We start from the raw sequence: 15,001 nt of genomic DNA, 5'->3' as shown, positions 1-15,001 counted from the left end.
CGACCTGGATGTTTTTTAAACAGCCACTGGCTTCACACCGGACAAAACGGGACAATTCCCTGACTCCGCCAAAGAGGATGAATCATGAGTGACAAGGATAAACAGCCGTTGGCTGCGTCGGCTTCAGCCCAACCCGAGGCGGAAACCGCTGATGCAGCGCTGAAGCATATCGTTGACGGCTTTTTGCATTTTCATCACGAGGTTTTTCCCCAGCAGGAAGAACTCTTCAAAAAACTCGCCACGGCCCAGAGCCCCCGGGCGATGTTCATCGCCTGCGCCGATTCGCGCATCGTTCCTGAACTGATCACCCAAAGCGCCCCCGGCGACCTGTTCGTGACCCGCAACGTCGGCAACGTTGTGCCGCCTTATGGGCAAATGAACGGCGGTGTTTCCACGGCCATCGAATACGCGGTCCTGGCCCTCGGCGTACAGCACATCATCATTTGCGGGCACTCCGACTGTGGCGCGATGCGCGCCGTGCTCAACCCGCAAAGCCTGGAAAAAATGCCCACGGTCAAAGCCTGGCTGCGCCATGCGGAAGTGGCGAAAACCATGGTCCAGGAAAACTGCCATTGCGCTGACGAAAGCGAAAGCATGCACGTCCTCACCGAAGAGAATGTGATCGCCCAGCTGCAGCATTTGCGCACGCACCCCTCCGTGGCCTCGCGCATGGCCAACGGTCAGCTGTTTATCCATGGTTGGGTTTACAGCATCGAAACCAGCGAAATCAAAGCTTACGACGCCGACAAAGGGTGTTTCCTGCCGCTCGATGGCAGCCATCCGATTCCGGTGGCGACGCCCAAAGCGCGCTTCTAAAAATTCCTGTGTGGTTTAGCCGAGGCTGCTGACAAGCAGCCTGGCTTTGCCACGCCTGAAGAAAACTTCGGGAGAGTCACCATGCGTGCTGCTCAACTTAAAGCTGTTCTGCCACGGGAGCTGCTGGCGTCCGTGGTTGTGTTTCTGGTCGCCCTGCCCTTGTGCATGGGCATCGCCATTGCCTCGGGCCTGCCGCCGGCCAAGGGTTTGATCACCGGGATCATCGGTGGCCTGGTGGTGGGCTGGCTTGCCGGCTCACCGCTGCAAGTCAGTGGCCCGGCGGCGGGTCTGGCGGTCCTGGTGTTCGAACTGGTGCGCCAGCATGGCATTGCCATGCTCGGGCCAATCTTGCTGCTGGCGGGTTTTCTGCAACTGGTGGCCGGGCGCTTGAAGCTGGGCTGCTGGTTTCGGGTCACGGCGCCTGCGGTGGTGTACGGCATGCTCGCCGGGATTGGCGTGTTGATCGTGCTCTCACAAGTGCATGTGATGCTCGACGCCGTGCCCAAACCCTCGGGGCTGGATAACCTGGCAGCCTTCCCGGCGGCCGTCATCCAGGCCTTGCCCTCCCTGGGCTGGCAAGCCGGTTTGCTGGGGCTGTCGACGATTGCGGTGATGTGGCTGTGGGAGAAATTCCGTCCCCATTCCCTGCGGTTCATTCCCGGCGCACTGCTTGGCGTAGGCCTGGCGACGGTCGCCAGCCTGATGCTTGCCTTGCAGGTCAAACGCGTGGAAGTCCCGGCTAACCTGGCGGAGGCCATCGACTGGCTGAAGCCTGCCGACTTGCTCAATCTCGCCGACCCGACTTTGCTGATCGCGGCATTTGCCGTGGCGTTTATCGCCAGCGCCGAGACCTTGCTCTCTGCAGCGGCAGTGGACCGCATGCACAGTGGCCAGCGTTCCGACTTTGATCGGGAATTATCAGCTCAGGGCGTCGGCAACATGCTCTGCGGTCTGCTCGGCGCGCTGCCCATGACCGGTGTGATCGTGCGCAGTTCCGCCAACGTCCAGGCCGGCGCCACCACGCGAATGTCGGCGATCTTCCACGGTCTGTGGTTGCTGGCTTTCGTGTTGCTGCTGTCCAGCGTGCTGCAAAGCATTCCGGTGGCGAGCCTGGCGGGTGTTCTGGTGTACACCGGTTTCAAGCTGGTCGACCTCAAGGCCTTTCGCGGCCTGGGTCGATATGGCCGGATGCCGATGTTCACTTACGCGGCGACTGCCCTGGCAATCATCTTCACCGACCTGCTGACGGGCGTGCTGATCGGCTTCGGGCTGACCCTGGCCAAACTGGCCTGGAAGGCTTCACGGCTGAAAATCAGCCTGATCGACCTCCCGGCGGAAGGTGAGATGGAGTTGCGACTGACGGGTGCAGCGACCTTTCTGAAAGTGCCGGCGTTGACCCAGGTGTTGGGGACCATTCCCGCAGGCGCGACGGTGCATGTGCCGCTCAATAACCTGAGCTACATCGATCATTCGTGCCTGGAATTGCTCGAGGAATGGGGCCGGGCCAATGCGGCCAAGGGGTCGAAGCTGTTGATTGAAGCGCGGGGGTTGAAGCGCAGATTGGAAGGCCGTTTACGAACCACATCCGGAGTAGGTTCTACGGCATAAAACATAAACAATGTGGGAGCGAGCCTGCTCGCGATAGCGGAGTGTCAGTCGACATTAATGTTGAATGATTAACCGCAATCGCGAGCAAGCTCGCTCCCACAGGGATTGTGTCGGATTACAGATCAGGCGGCGGGCTGATCCAGTTCCAGGCCCACGCCTAACCGGCGAGACATGCACGGCCAGCGTTTCCACGCGGCGCCGGTGTCCGGGCTGCTGAGCTTTTCACGGTATATTTCCACCGACTCCAGCGCAAAGCTTTCATCGTCGAGCATGCTGTCCACCGCGTGGTGCACCACTTCATCCAGTTGGTTGGCGAACGCCTCACCAATGAGCTGGTGAGCGATCAGGTTGGCGACAGTCATGTCCAATGGGATCAGTGGCTGGCCAAAGTGCTTGATGTACAGGTCATTGACCTCTTCGACAAACCGATGCGCCAGGTAGGCTTCGTCCAGCAGGCTGTCCAGCCCGATGTGTCCCGCCATGATCGTCGGCGGCTGGAGGAAGTACTGTTCGGCAATTTTCAGTACCGGTTTGATCTGTGATTCGATACCCGCTTCCCTGGCGACTTCATTGGCTGCATCCAGCAGATCAGGAACTTCTTCGATGTAGGCGGCGACAAAACGCGTCAGCACGCCGTTAGCATCCGCCTCCGGCAATTGGATCGATGGGTGCAGATGAGGCAGTTTGCTTTCAAGCTGACGAGTCAACAGGCCGGTCTCGGCCTCGTGCTGTTGGGCTTTTTGGATCTGCTCGCGCAATGCGGCGGTGTTCATGAAAACTCCAGGAAACAAAGGCAATGAAATAGGGAAGACATAACTTAGCTTGCTTATGAAAAATGCTAAGACGCATTTGTCATAATTGTTTCATCCTTGAGACGCCTCCGTTATATCGATTTGCCACCACTCGTCTGCATCCTTCTCCATTCGTGTCCTTGAACGCAAGTCCCAGCTGTTTCAGATCATTTACGCCATCACGTTGCGAGGTAGCAGTCGCTGTCTATACTCGGGTGGGAATGGAGTTAGCTGATGACGCCCGACTGCACACGCAGCAAGGCTCGGCGATTCAAGTTCGTAGTCTGAAAAAGCCGCTCCCTTGCCGCAGGTGAAAGCCGGCGGGATAACAAGAACGATAAGGGGAACCCGCAATGATGCGACATCCACACGTCTGGATGGGCCTCCTGTTGTGGTCGATTTTCAGCCAGGCGCAAGCCGCCTGGACTGTGAATATGGCGCCGGGAGCGACTGAAATCAGTCACGCAGTATTTGACCTGCACATGACCATTTTCTGGATCTGTGTAGTGATCGGCATCATCGTCTTCGGCGCCATGTTCTGGTCGATGATGGTCCACCGCCGCTCCACTGGGCAGGTGGCCGCAAAATTTCATGAAAGCACCACCGTTGAAATCCTCTGGACCATCGTGCCCTTCCTGATCCTGGTGGCCATGGCGGTTCCTGCGACCGCAACCCTGATCAAGATGTATGACGCCAGTGAGCCGGATATCGATATCCAGGTCACCGGCTATCAGTGGAAGTGGCATTACAAATACCTGGGCCAGGACGTCGAGTTCTTCAGCAACCTGACGACCCCCGCCGACCAGATCCACAACAAGGAAGCCAAGAGCGAGCACTACTTGCTCGAGGTCGACAAGCCTCTGGTGCTGCCGATTGGCGCCAAGGTGCGCTTCCTCGTGACTTCCGCCGACGTTATCCACTCCTGGTGGGTGCCAGCCTTCGCGGTCAAGCGCGATGCGATTCCGGGGTTCGTCAACGAAGCCTGGACCCGCGTCGACAAGCCCGGCATCTACCGTGGCCAGTGCGCCGAACTGTGCGGCAAGGACCATGGCTTCATGCCGATCGTGGTCGAGGTCAAGGAAAAGGCCGACTACGAGAAATGGCTGGGCGAGCGCAAGGCCGAAGCCCTGCAGCTTAAAGAGTTGACCAGCAAGGAATGGACCCTCGACGAGCTTAAAGAGCGCGGCGACAAGGTCTATCACACCACCTGCGTCGCTTGTCACCAGGCCGAAGGTCAGGGCCTGCCACCGATGTTCCCGGCGCTCAAAGGCTCGAAAATCGCCACCGGACCGATCAAGGATCACTTGAACATTGTCTTCCACGGCAAGCCAGGCACCTCAATGGCGGCGTTCGGCAAGCAGCTCTCGGAAGTCGATATCGCGGCGGTCGTGACCTACGAACGTAACGCCTGGGGCAACAACAAAGGCGACATGGTCACTCCTAAAGAAGTGCTGGAGCTGAAACAGGCGGAAAGCAAATGACCCGGTCTATTGCGCAACCAAGGAACCGGTCGGGGCAGCGCGCCCCGGCCTGCCCAGCCCATCTGTTTGCAGGAGACACGCCATGAGCGCCGTCATCGATGACCATGGTCATGCCGATCACGCCCACGGTCCCGCCAAAGGCCTGATGCGCTGGGTACTGACCACCAACCACAAGGACATCGGCACGCTGTACCTGTGGTTTGCGTTCTCCATGTTCCTGCTGGGCGGCTCGTTCGCGATGGTGATTCGCGCCGAGCTGTTCCAGCCGGGGCTGCAAATCGTCCAGCCGGAATTCTTCAACCAGATGACCACCATGCACGGTCTGGTGATGGTGTTCGGTGCGGTGATGCCGGCCTTCGTCGGCCTCGCCAACTGGATGATCCCATTGATGATCGGCGCGCCGGACATGGCCCTGCCACGGATGAACAACTTCAGCTTCTGGCTATTACCGGCGGCGTTCATCCTGCTGGTGTCGACCCTGTTCACCCCCGGTGGCGGACCGAACTTCGGCTGGACGTTCTACGCCCCGCTATCGACGACCTACGCACCGGAAAGCGTGACGTTCTTCATCTTCGCCATCCACTTGATGGGGATCAGTTCGATCATGGGCGCGATCAACGTGATCGCGACCATCCTCAACCTGCGCGCCCCCGGCATGACGTTGATGAAAATGCCGCTGTTCGTCTGGACCTGGCTGATCACCGCATTCCTGCTGATCGCGGTGATGCCGGTGCTGGCCGGGTGCGTGACGATGATGCTGATGGACATCCACTTCGGCACCAGTTTCTTCAGTGCTGCCGGTGGCGGTGATCCGGTGCTGTTCCAGCACGTGTTCTGGTTCTTCGGTCACCCCGAGGTGTACATCATGATCCTGCCGGCCTTCGGTGCCGTCAGCTCGATCATTCCGGCCTTTTCGCGCAAGCCGCTGTTTGGCTACACCTCGATGGTCTATGCGACGGCGAGCATTGCGTTCCTGTCGTTCATCGTCTGGGCGCACCACATGTTCGTGGTCGGCATCCCGCTGGTGGGCGAGCTGTTCTTCATGTACGCCACGCTGCTGATCGCGGTGCCGACGGGCGTGAAGGTGTTCAACTGGGCCAGCACCATGTGGCAGGGCTCGCTGACCTTCGAGACCCCGATGCTGTTCGCGGTGGCGTTCGTGATCCTGTTCTCGATCGGAGGGTTCTCAGGGTTGATGCTGGCCATCGCGCCGGCGGACTTCCAGTACCAGGACACGTACTTCGTGGTCGCGCACTTCCACTACGTACTGGTGCCGGGCGCGATCTTCGGGATCTTCGCCTCGGCTTACTACTGGCTGCCGAAATGGACCGGCCACATGTACGACGAAACCCTCGGCAAGCTGCACTTCTGGCTCTCGTTCATCGGCATGAACATGGCGTTCTTCCCGATGCACTTCGTGGGGCTGGCAGGCATGCCGCGGCGGATTCCGGACTACAACCTGCAATTCGCCGACTTCAACATGGTGTCGTCGATCGGCGCGTTCATGTTCGGCGCCACGCAGATCTTCTTTCTGTTCATCGTGATCAAGACCATCCGCGGCGGCGCGCCAGCACCGGCCAAACCGTGGGATGGAGCGGAAGGCCTGGAATGGAGCATCCCGTCACCGGCGCCGTATCACACGTTCACCACGCCGCCGGAAGTGAAATGAACACCGCCCTTGTAGGAGCCGGCTTGCTGGCGATGAACGATAACGCGGTGCGCCTGATGCACCGGGGTGTTTGGATCGCCAGCAAGCCGGCTCCTACATGGGTGGGCGTAGGAGTTGGAAACCATGGCTGATTCGATTTCGATGAAGAAGCTGGTCACCCGCCTGCTGCTGGTGGTGGTGGCGATGTTTGTCTTCGGCTTTGCCCTGGTGCCGATCTACGACGTGATGTGCAAGGCGTTCGGCATCAATGGCAAGACATCCGGGCAGTACGAAGGCGAGCAAACGGTCGACACTTCGCGCCAGGTGCGCGTGCAGTTTCTGTCGACCAATGCCGCCGACATGTCCTGGGACTTCTATCCCAAGAGTGACGAACTGACGGCCAACCCGGGAGCCGTGAACGAGATGATTTTCATCGCGCACAACCCGACCGATCGCCCGATGAGCGCCCAGGCAGTGCCGAGCATCGCGCCGAGCAATGCAGCGGCGTACTTCCACAAGACCGAATGTTTCTGCTTTACCCAGCAAGTGCTGCAGCCCGGTCAACGGATCGAGATGCCGGTACGTTTCATCGTTGACCGCGACATGCCCAAGGAAGTGAAGCACCTGACGCTGTCCTACACGCTGTTCGATATCACCGCCCGACATCCCCCGGTGGCTGTAAACACTGGCGGCTGAGCGTGCCCGATAAGGAGAACAATAAATGGCAACTCATGAACACTATTACGTACCGGCCCAGAGCAAATGGCCGATCATCGCCACCGTCGGTATGTTCGTCACCGTGTTCGGCCTGGCTACCTGGTTCAACGACCTGAAAGCTGCGCGCCCCGAATCCCACGGCCCGCTGATCTTTTTCGTCGGCGGCCTGCTGCTGGCCTACATGCTGTTCGGCTGGTTCGGGACGGTGATCAAGGAAAGTCGTCAGGGGTTGTACAGCGCGCAGATGGATCGCTCGTTCCGCTGGGGCATGAGCTGGTTCATCTTCTCGGAGGTGATGTTCTTCATCGCCTTCTTCGGCGCATTGTTTTATGTGCGCAACATCACTGGCCCATCGCTGGGCGGTGACGGCGCCAAAGGCCTCGCCCACATGCTGTGGCCGAACTTCGAGTTCGTCTGGCCGCTGCTGAACAACCCGGACCCGAAACTCTTCCCGGCACCCAAGGACGTCATCAGTCCATGGGGCCTGCCGCTGCTCAACACCGTGTTGCTGGTGAGTTCCAGCGTCACCGTGACCATCGCCCACCACGCCTTGAAAAAGGGCCATCGCGGGGCACTGAAAATCTGGCTGGCGATCACAGTATTGCTCGGCTGTGCGTTCCTCGGTTTTCAGGCCGAAGAATACATCCACGCCTATCAGGAACTGGGCCTGACCCTGGGTTCCGGCATCTACGGCGCAACATTCTTCATGCTCACCGGGTTCCACGGCGCCCACGTGACCATGGGCACCATCATTCTGTTTGTGATGCTGATGCGGGTCCTGCGCGGGCACTTCGATAACGAGCACCAGTTCGGGTTTGAAGCGGCGAGTTGGTATTGGCACTTCGTGGACGTGGTGTGGATCGGGCTGTTCGTTTTCGTCTACGTGCTCTGAGTTTTACCAAGGCGCAGTAGAAACCAACTGGCCGCTGAAAAAACCCCAGGCAATCAATCCGACGGTGATGGCGGCCAGCGCAACACGAACACTCAAGGCAATGACGAGGCGGTTCGAGCTGCTGTCGTCCTTGACCAGAAAAAACAGGCCGCTGAACAGGCTGACAACCGTGGCAATCAGCATCAGGACGATGGCTGCTTTGAGCATGGTGAGACTCCGGGGGAAAGGCGATGCACTTGAGTATAGCTATCGCAACCAGCGACTTTCTGGCGACGCCATGAAGCGCTTCCGGCCGGGCATCGTGCCGACCTTGGTGGTCGCACTGTTGCTGCCCATGCTGGTGTCATTGGGGTTCTGGCAACTGAGCCGGGGCGCGGAGAAAAGCGCGCTGCTGCAAAGCTACACCGAGCGCCGGGCGGCTGAGCCGATGGCCAGCACCGAACTGCTACACAACGAGGATCCGGCCTTCCGCCGGGTCCGACTGCACGGACAGTTCGATGCCGCACACAGCCTGCTGCTGGATAACCGCCAGCGCGACGGCAAGGTCGGCGTCGAGCTGCTGCAACCGTTTCAGGATCAGGCGACCGGGCTCTGGCTGCTGGTCAATCGCGGCTGGCTGCCGTGGCCCGATCGGCGCACCCCGCCGCAGTTCACTACCCCGACTCAGGCCCTGAGTCTCGATGCCTGGGTCTATGTCTCCCCCGGCGCCACCTTCCAATTGCACGCCGACCCCAGCACCACGACCTGGCCGCAGCTGGTGACAGCGGTCGAGGCGGCGAAGCTTTGGACGGCGCTCGATCGTGACGGTTTTGCCTACGAATTACGCGCAGAAACCGGACCCGCGTCCTACCAGGCCGATTGGCCAGTAGTGGCCATGGGGCCGGAAAAACACATCGCTTATGCCGTGCAGTGGTTCGCGATGTCGATCGCCCTGTTCGGCCTTTATCTCTATCTCGGCTGGCACAACGCAAAGGAGAAACACCATGGGAGCGGCCATGAATCCACCCAGCATGTCTGAAGCGAAAACGCCGGCGAGTCGGCGCAAGGGCCGTCTGCAGTTATTGCTGATCGTGCTTGGAGTGATCGGTCCGATGATCCTCGCCACCGGCATGTACAAATTGCAGTTCTGGGTGCCGGAGGGCCGCAGTTATCACGGAGAACTGATCGGCAACGGCCAGACCCGCGCCGACCTTGGCGTGCAGGCGCAGGAGGAGCGTTGGCAATTGCTGGTCACGGCGCCCAAGGAGTGCTCGGTCGACTGCCAGCAGCTGGTTTATCTGGCGCGGCAGATCCAGATCGGCCTCGGCCGCGATGCCGGGCGCGCCAGTCACGCTTTGGCCGCAGCCCAACCATTGACGGCTGATTACGGCGCCAAACTGACCCGCGAATACCCGCAATTGCAGCGCTATCCCATGGACCTGACTACCTTCACCAAAACATCGGGGGACAAGACAGCGCCGCAACTGTGGATCATCGACCCACACGGCAATCTGGTGCTGCGCTACGACCCGAACGTGAAGGGTAAGGACCTGCTCAACGACCTGCGTCATCTGCTGAAACTGTCGAACATCGGATAAGGGCATCGTCATGGCCAAACCTGGATTTCGCCTCGCGCTGTTTGCCACCTTGCTGGCACTGATTGTGGTGTTGCTCGGCGCCTACACCCGCCTGACCCATGCCGGCCTCGGTTGCCCGGACTGGCCGGGTTGCTACGGCTTTATCAGCGTGCCGAAAAGCGAAGCCCAGCTGGCCCATGCCGAATTGCATTTCCCCGATGCGCCCGTCGAAGCCCACAAAGGCTGGAACGAGATGGTCCACCGCTATTTCGCCGGCACGCTGGGGTTGTTGATTTCGGTGCTGGCCGGTCGCGCCTGGGTGCATCGTCGTCATCCGGGGCAACCAGTGAGGTTGCCGCTATTTCTCCTGGCAGTGGTGATTGCTCAAGCGGCGTTCGGCATGTGGACGGTGACGCTCAAGCTCTGGCCGCAAGTGGTGACCGGGCATTTGCTCGGCGGTTTTGCGACCTTGAGCCTGCTGTTTTTGCTGACCTTGCGCCTGTCCGGCGTGTTGCCGGCGCTGACCGTGCCCCGGCGTTTGCAGCACTGGGCGACCGCCGGGTTGTTGCTGGTGATCCTGCAAATCGCCCTCGGTGGCTGGGTCAGTTCCAACTACGCGGCGGTGGCCTGTATCGACTTTCCGACTTGCCACGGGCAATGGCTGCCACCAGCTGATTTCGCCAACGGATTTCACCTTACCCAACACATCGGCCCCAATTACCTCGGCGGGCAACTGGACAGCGATGCCCGCACGGCCATTCACGTGACTCACCGCATCGGCGCGTTGTTGGTGACGCTGGTGCTGCTGGGTCTGACCTGGCAACTGAAAGTGGTCGGCATGACTCGCCTGGCAGGGCTGGTGCTGATCACCCTCGCGGCACAGATCACGCTGGGCATCAGCAACGTTGTCTTTCACCTGCCGCTACCCGTCGCCGTCGCGCACAACGCGGGGGGCGCGGCACTGTTGCTGACGTTGGTACTGGTCAATTATCACGCGCGGACCAGCCTGGTTCGGGTCAAACAGCAACACCCTGCGCGCTGGCGGTTCAGCCCGCGCAAACACTCAGCCGGGCCCATAACAATAAAAGGAGAGATGCCATGGCGACTCTGATCCGCGAACGTCACAGCCAGGCGATCTGGCGTGACTACCTGGAGCTGACCAAGCCGAAAGTGGTGGTGCTGATGCTCATCACCTCGCTGGTCGGGATGTTCCTCGCGACCCGCGCCGGGGTGCCGTGGACGGTGCTGGTGTTCGGCAATCTGGGGATCGCGTTGTGTGCCGGCGGTGCAGCGGCGGTCAACCATGTGGTGGACCGGCGTATCGATGCCGTCATGGCCCGCACGCACAAACGTCCCTTGGCAGAGGGTCGAGTGTCACCTGCCGCCGCGCTGACTTTTGCCTTGGTCTTGGCAGTGCTTGGGCAAGCCGTGCTGCTGGCCTTCACCAACGCGCTGACGGCTTGGCTGACCCTCGCGTCCTTGCTCGGCTATGCGGTGGTCTACACCGGCTTCCTGAAACGCGCGACGCCGCAGAACATCGTCATCGGTGGCCTGGCCGGTGCTGCCCCGCCACTGCTCGGCTGGACCGCTGCCACCGGCCACGTCAGTGCCGAACCGCTGTTGCTGGTGCTGATCATCTTCGCCTGGACTCCGCCGCATTTCTGGGCCTTGGCCATTCACCGCAAAGAGGAATACGCCAAGGCCGACATCCCGATGCTGCCGGTGACCCATGGCGAGCACTACACCAAGGTCCACATCCTGCTTTATACCTTCGCGCTGCTGGCGGTCAGCCTGATGCCGTACGTGATCCACATGAGCGGCATGCTCTACCTGATTTGTGCCCTGGGACTGGGCGCAAGGTTTCTGCAATGGGCCGTGGTGCTGTACCGTGGCACTCGGCCGCACGCGGCGATCAACACCTTCAAGTACTCTATCTGGTACTTGTTCCTGCTGTTTATCGCGCTGCTCGTAGACCACTACTTATTGTTGAACCTATGACTCGAACTCAGAAAACCGTCTTCATCCTCGTCGCCCTGATCGCGCTGGTTCTGGGCCTGACCATCAACAAAGTGCTGTCTGGCAAAGGCGAGGGAGATCCGACAGCGTTGATTGACGCCGGGATCATTTTGCTGCCGCAAAGCCGCAACCTGCCAAACGTGACGATGACCGATCAGGACGGCAAACCAGTGGCGGTCAACGAGCTGAAAGACAAGTGGTCGCTGCTGTTCTTCGGCTACACCTTTTGCCCGGACATTTGCCCGACCACCCTCGCCCAGCTGCGCCAGATCAAAAGCGAACTGCCGCCGGAGGCTGTGGCCAAGTTGCAGATCATCCTGGTCAGCGTCGACCCGAACCGCGACACACCCAAGCAGCTCAAGCAGTACCTGGGCTACTTCGATCCGCAGTTCACAGGCCTGACGGCTTCGTCGGTGGAAGACATTCAGAAACTGGCCAACGCGGTGAGCATTCCGTTCATTCCGGCGGACACCAGCAAGCCGAATTACACGGTTGATCACAGCGGCAACCTGGCGGTCATCGGGCCGGACGGGACACAGCGCGGATTCATTCGCGCGCCGTTGAACAACGCAAAGTTGGTGGCGCAGTTGCCGGTGATGCTTAATCGCAAGTGACACTGCAAACACCTGTGGGAGCGGGCTTGCTCGCGATGGGGCCGGTACATTCAACATTTGTGTCGAGGCTTACACCGCTATCGCGAGCAGGCTCGCTCCCACAGGGACGGTGTTTCAGGCATAAAAAATGGGGCGCATTCAATGCGCCCCATTTTTGTTAAAGGGTTAAATCAAAACGCCGGCAATACCGCGCCTTTGTACTTCTCGAGGATGAAGGCCTTCACTTCCGGGCTGTGCAGCGCAGCAACCAGTTTCTTCATGTCTTCGCTGTCCTTGTCGTCCGGGCGGGCAACGAGGATGTTCACGTACGGCGAGTCGTTGCCTTCGATAACCAGCGCATCCTTGGACGGATCAAGTTTGGCTTCCAGCGCGTAGTTGGTGTTGATCAGCGCCAGGTCGACCTGGGTCAGCACGCGCGGGATGGTCGCGGCTTCCAGTTCACGGAATTTCAGGTCCTTGGAGTTTTCGGTGATGTCCTTCACGGTCGCGAGGATGTTGTTCGAATCCTTCAACTTGATCAGACCAGCCTTGGCCAGCAGCAACAGCGCACGGCCGCCGTTAGTGGCGTCGTTCGGGATGACTACGTTGGCGCCGCCTGGCAACTCGGTCAGTGCTTTGTACTTGCTGGAGTAAGCGCCCAGCGGTTCCAGGTGTACGCCGACAACGGCGACCAAATTGGTGCCTTTGGCCTTGTTGAACTCATCCAGGTACGGCTGGTGCTGGAAGAAGTTGGCGTCCAGACGCTTCTCGGCAACCTGCACGTTCGGCTGGATGTAGTCGGTGAAGACTTTGACCTTCAGGTCCACGCCTTCTTTGGCCAGGGCCGGTTTAACGAATTCGAGGATTTCCGCGTGCGGAACCGGGGTGGCTGCGACGGTCAGAGTATCCGCGTGAGCGGAAAACGCTGTAACGGCTGCGAACGCGACGAGTAGTTTTTTCATTCAGCTAACTCCATGTGGGCGCCCGTTCGGCGCCTGCCAGCGAATGGCCGGCTCATGCATTTAATGACAAAAGCTTATTTACGTGAGAAGTGTACGACCAGCTTGTCGCCGACGGTTTGCAGAATTTGGACCAGCACCAGCAGCAACATCACCGTCACGACCATCACATCAGGCTGGAACCGTTGGTATCCGAAACGGATCGCCAGGTCGCCCAGACCACCCGCGCCGACCACACCGGCCATTGCCGTGTAGGACACCAGTGTAATGGCTGTCACCGTAATCGCCGCGAAGATGCCTGGACGGGCTTCCGGCAGCAAGGCATTGGTGATGATCTGCCGTGTCGTGGCGCCCATGGCCTGGGTCGCCTCGATGATGCCGCGATCCACTTCACGCAGGGCGGTTTCCACCAGTCGCGCGAAGAATGGCGTAGCGCCAATCACCAGCGGTGGAATCGCACCGGCGACCCCGAGAGACGTGCCGGTGATCAACACGGTGAACGGGATCATCACGATCAGCAGAATGATGAACGGCAGTGAACGCAGGATGTTCACCATCAGCGACAGCATCGCGTAGACGCCTTTGGCTTCCAGCAACTGACGCGGGCTGCAGAGGAACAACAGCACGCCCAACGGCAGGCCGAGCAAAACGGTGAACAACAACGAACCGAAGAGCATCAGCAGGGTGTCGCCGGTCGCCAGCCAGATTTCGAACCAGTCGATGTTGACGAAGAAACTTGTCAGGACTTCCATCAGCGCAGGACCTCCATGTGAACATCAGCTGCGGTGAAGTGGGCGAACGCCGCTTCCATGTCGCCACCGGTGACGGCCAGGGTCAGTTGCCCGTAAGGGATGTCTTTGATGCGGTCAATACGACCGGCCAGGATGCTGTAGTCCACACCCGTTTCCCGAGCGACGGTACCCAGCAATGGCGCGTAGGTCGCTTCGCCCTGGAAGGTCAGGCGCACGATGCGGCCCGGCACGTGAGAGAAGTCGTCACGCTGTTCGCTTTCATCGATCTGTTCGTCTTCTTGCACGAAACGTTTGGTGGTCGGGTGCTTGGGATGCAGGAACACCTCGGCGACCGAACCTTGCTCGACGATCACACCCGCGTCCATGACCGCCACTTGGTCGCAGACCCGGCGGATCACGTCCATCTCGTGGGTGATCAGGACGATGGTCAGTTTCAGCTCGCGGTTGATCTCGGCCAGCAATTGCAGGACCGACGCAGTGGTCTGCGGGTCCAGGGCACTGGTGGCTTCGTCGCACAGCAGGATTTTTGGCTTGGTCGCCAGGGCGCGGGCAATGCCGACACGCTGCTTCTGGCCGCCGGACAGCTGCGCCGGGTACTTCTTGGCATGGTCGGACAAACCAACCCGCGCTAGCAACTCGGCGACACGCTGGTCAATTTCGCTGCGCGACAACTCACCGGCCAGGGTCAGCGGCAGCGCGACGTTGTCGGCCACGGTCTTGGACGCCAGCAGATTGAAGTGCTGGAAAATCATCCCGACCTGTTGGCGGAAGCGGCGCAGGCTGTTGGCGTCGAGCGCCGTGACTTCTTCGCCGTCGACGAAGATCTTGCCGCCACTGGACTCTTCGAGGCGATTGATCAGACGCAGCAGGGTACTTTTTCCCGCACCGGAATGACCGATCAGGCCGAAGACCTGACCATTCTCAATCGTCAGACTGGTCGGGTGCAGGGCGGGGATGTCCTTACCGGCGACGCGGTAAGTTTTGTGGACGTTTTGAAACTCGATCACGTAGCGAACCTTGTGGGGCGCGTTGGAATAGGGTCAGCGGTTAGCCGGGCGCGCATTTTAGCCTGTCCGTATAGAGGTTATTAGCATTTATTCCGCATTCAACCTTCCATTTGGCAATAACGCGATCAAAGGTTAGAAAAAAGGAACGGCTGAATTCCTCGCCAG

General features: G+C 59.9%; 16 protein-coding genes. 11 read left to right on the top strand and 5 right to left on the bottom strand.

The window, feature by feature from the left end; genetic code table 11:
* Positions 1-84 precede the first annotated feature (84 nt).
* Both ACA070_RS00415 and ACA070_RS00410 read left to right on the top strand, forming a co-directional pair.
* Entirely contained in the window at positions 85-816 is a 732-nt protein-coding gene (locus ACA070_RS00415; protein ID WP_131059115.1) for a carbonic anhydrase, read from the top strand.
* Between the two features lie 81 nt (positions 817-897).
* Entirely contained in the window at positions 898-2,424 is a 1,527-nt protein-coding gene (locus ACA070_RS00410) for a SulP family inorganic anion transporter (protein ID WP_497449620.1), read from the top strand.
* A 122-nt stretch (positions 2,425-2,546) separates the two neighbouring features.
* Here the strand turns inward: ACA070_RS00410 and ACA070_RS00405 are convergent, their stop codons facing one another.
* A complete protein-coding gene (locus tag ACA070_RS00405; RefSeq protein WP_497449619.1) occupies positions 2,547-3,197 on the bottom strand; it encodes a hypothetical protein in 651 nt (216 codons plus the stop codon).
* A 371-nt stretch (positions 3,198-3,568) separates the two neighbouring features.
* Here ACA070_RS00405 and coxB point away from each other — a divergent pair, with 371 nt between their 5' ends.
* The 4 genes from coxB to ACA070_RS00385 all read left to right on the top strand — a co-directional run bounded on the left by coxB (position 3,569) and on the right by ACA070_RS00385 (position 7,953).
* Positions 3,569-4,696 (top strand): cytochrome c oxidase subunit II, encoded by a 1,128-nt coding sequence (coxB, locus tag ACA070_RS00400; protein WP_461978232.1) that lies wholly within the window; start codon positions 3,569-3,571, stop codon positions 4,694-4,696.
* An 82-nt stretch (positions 4,697-4,778) separates the two neighbouring features.
* Entirely contained in the window at positions 4,779-6,365 is a 1,587-nt protein-coding gene (gene ctaD, locus ACA070_RS00395; RefSeq protein ID WP_497449618.1) for a cytochrome c oxidase subunit I, read from the top strand.
* Positions 6,366-6,488: 123 nt separating this feature from the next.
* Entirely contained in the window at positions 6,489-7,040 is a 552-nt protein-coding gene (locus ACA070_RS00390; RefSeq protein ID WP_403105306.1) for a cytochrome c oxidase assembly protein, read from the top strand.
* Between the two features lie 25 nt (positions 7,041-7,065).
* Positions 7,066-7,953: a cytochrome c oxidase subunit 3 gene (locus ACA070_RS00385; RefSeq protein ID WP_462029423.1), complete on the top strand. Its 888-nt coding sequence runs from the start codon at positions 7,066-7,068 to the stop codon at positions 7,951-7,953.
* Between the two features lie 3 nt (positions 7,954-7,956).
* Here the strand turns inward: ACA070_RS00385 and ACA070_RS00380 are convergent, their stop codons facing one another.
* Positions 7,957-8,160 (bottom strand): twin transmembrane helix small protein, encoded by a 204-nt coding sequence (locus tag ACA070_RS00380; protein ID WP_094469789.1) that lies wholly within the window; start codon positions 8,158-8,160, stop codon positions 7,957-7,959.
* A 70-nt stretch (positions 8,161-8,230) separates the two neighbouring features.
* On the opposite strand from ACA070_RS00380, the gene ACA070_RS00375 reads away from it, so the two are divergent.
* Genes ACA070_RS00375 through ACA070_RS00355 form a run of 5 tightly spaced genes read left to right on the top strand, consistent with a single transcriptional unit; the run spans position 8,231 to position 12,139 of the window.
* Positions 8,231-8,971, top strand: a complete 741-nt coding sequence (locus ACA070_RS00375; protein WP_497449617.1) for an SURF1 family protein — start codon at positions 8,231-8,233, stop codon at positions 8,969-8,971.
* Positions 8,937-9,530 carry a PA_0111/PP_0108 family redox-active disulfide protein gene (locus tag ACA070_RS00370; RefSeq protein WP_497449616.1) on the top strand — a complete coding sequence of 198 codons (594 nt, stop codon included), beginning with the start codon at positions 8,937-8,939 and terminating at the stop codon, positions 9,528-9,530. Before ACA070_RS00375 ends, ACA070_RS00370 begins: the two co-directional genes overlap by 35 nt.
* 10 nt (positions 9,531-9,540) lie before the next feature.
* Complete coding sequence (locus ACA070_RS00365) at positions 9,541-10,620, top strand: COX15/CtaA family protein (protein ID WP_497449615.1); 1,080 nt, start codon at positions 9,541-9,543, stop codon at positions 10,618-10,620.
* Entirely contained in the window at positions 10,608-11,507 is a 900-nt protein-coding gene (gene cyoE, locus ACA070_RS00360) for a heme o synthase (protein WP_497449614.1), read from the top strand. Before ACA070_RS00365 ends, cyoE begins: the two co-directional genes overlap by 13 nt.
* Positions 11,504-12,139 (top strand): SCO family protein, encoded by a 636-nt coding sequence (locus ACA070_RS00355; protein WP_497449613.1) that lies wholly within the window; start codon positions 11,504-11,506, stop codon positions 12,137-12,139. The genes cyoE and ACA070_RS00355 overlap by 4 nt, the downstream gene beginning before the upstream one ends.
* Positions 12,140-12,309: 170 nt before the next feature.
* Here ACA070_RS00355 and ACA070_RS00350 read toward each other — a convergent pair whose 3' ends face one another.
* The 3 genes from ACA070_RS00350 to ACA070_RS00340 form a co-directional block, all read right to left on the bottom strand.
* Positions 12,310-13,080, bottom strand: coding sequence for a MetQ/NlpA family ABC transporter substrate-binding protein (locus ACA070_RS00350; RefSeq protein WP_497449612.1), 771 nt, complete (start codon positions 13,078-13,080; stop codon positions 12,310-12,312).
* A 74-nt stretch (positions 13,081-13,154) separates the two neighbouring features.
* Positions 13,155-13,829 (bottom strand): methionine ABC transporter permease, encoded by a 675-nt coding sequence (locus ACA070_RS00345; protein WP_462039647.1) that lies wholly within the window; start codon positions 13,827-13,829, stop codon positions 13,155-13,157.
* Entirely contained in the window at positions 13,829-14,836 is a 1,008-nt protein-coding gene (locus ACA070_RS00340) for a methionine ABC transporter ATP-binding protein (RefSeq protein ID WP_461956476.1), read from the bottom strand. The genes ACA070_RS00345 and ACA070_RS00340 overlap by 1 nt, the downstream gene beginning before the upstream one ends.
* Positions 14,837-15,001: the final 165 nt, after the last annotated feature.

The sequence above is a fragment of the Pseudomonas sp. LBUM1678 genome, assembly GCF_059695575.1.
Note: the sequence above shows the minus strand (reverse complement) of the source record. Positions and strands in the feature narration are given on the sequence as shown.

Excerpts from the sequence above, each read along its gene's own strand:
- ACA070_RS00415 (WP_131059115.1), top strand. The coding sequence starts at position 85 with ATGAGTGACAAGGATAAACAGCCGTTGGCTGCGTCGGCTTCAGCCCAA.
- ACA070_RS00410 (WP_497449620.1), top strand. The coding sequence starts at position 898 with ATGCGTGCTGCTCAACTTAAAGCTGTTCTGCCACGGGAGCTGCTGGCG.
- ACA070_RS00405 (WP_497449619.1), bottom strand. The coding sequence starts at position 3,197 with ATGAACACCGCCGCATTGCGCGAGCAGATCCAAAAAGCCCAACAGCAC.
- coxB (WP_461978232.1), top strand. The coding sequence starts at position 3,569 with ATGATGCGACATCCACACGTCTGGATGGGCCTCCTGTTGTGGTCGATT.
- ctaD (WP_497449618.1), top strand. The coding sequence starts at position 4,779 with ATGAGCGCCGTCATCGATGACCATGGTCATGCCGATCACGCCCACGGT.
- ACA070_RS00390 (WP_403105306.1), top strand. The coding sequence starts at position 6,489 with ATGGCTGATTCGATTTCGATGAAGAAGCTGGTCACCCGCCTGCTGCTG.
- ACA070_RS00385 (WP_462029423.1), top strand. The coding sequence starts at position 7,066 with ATGGCAACTCATGAACACTATTACGTACCGGCCCAGAGCAAATGGCCG.
- ACA070_RS00380 (WP_094469789.1), bottom strand. The coding sequence starts at position 8,160 with ATGCTCAAAGCAGCCATCGTCCTGATGCTGATTGCCACGGTTGTCAGC.
- ACA070_RS00375 (WP_497449617.1), top strand. The coding sequence starts at position 8,231 with ATGAAGCGCTTCCGGCCGGGCATCGTGCCGACCTTGGTGGTCGCACTG.
- ACA070_RS00370 (WP_497449616.1), top strand. The coding sequence starts at position 8,937 with ATGGGAGCGGCCATGAATCCACCCAGCATGTCTGAAGCGAAAACGCCG.
- ACA070_RS00365 (WP_497449615.1), top strand. The coding sequence starts at position 9,541 with ATGGCCAAACCTGGATTTCGCCTCGCGCTGTTTGCCACCTTGCTGGCA.
- cyoE (WP_497449614.1), top strand. The coding sequence starts at position 10,608 with ATGGCGACTCTGATCCGCGAACGTCACAGCCAGGCGATCTGGCGTGAC.
- ACA070_RS00355 (WP_497449613.1), top strand. The coding sequence starts at position 11,504 with ATGACTCGAACTCAGAAAACCGTCTTCATCCTCGTCGCCCTGATCGCG.
- ACA070_RS00350 (WP_497449612.1), bottom strand. The coding sequence starts at position 13,080 with ATGAAAAAACTACTCGTCGCGTTCGCAGCCGTTACAGCGTTTTCCGCT.
- ACA070_RS00345 (WP_462039647.1), bottom strand. The coding sequence starts at position 13,829 with ATGGAAGTCCTGACAAGTTTCTTCGTCAACATCGACTGGTTCGAAATC.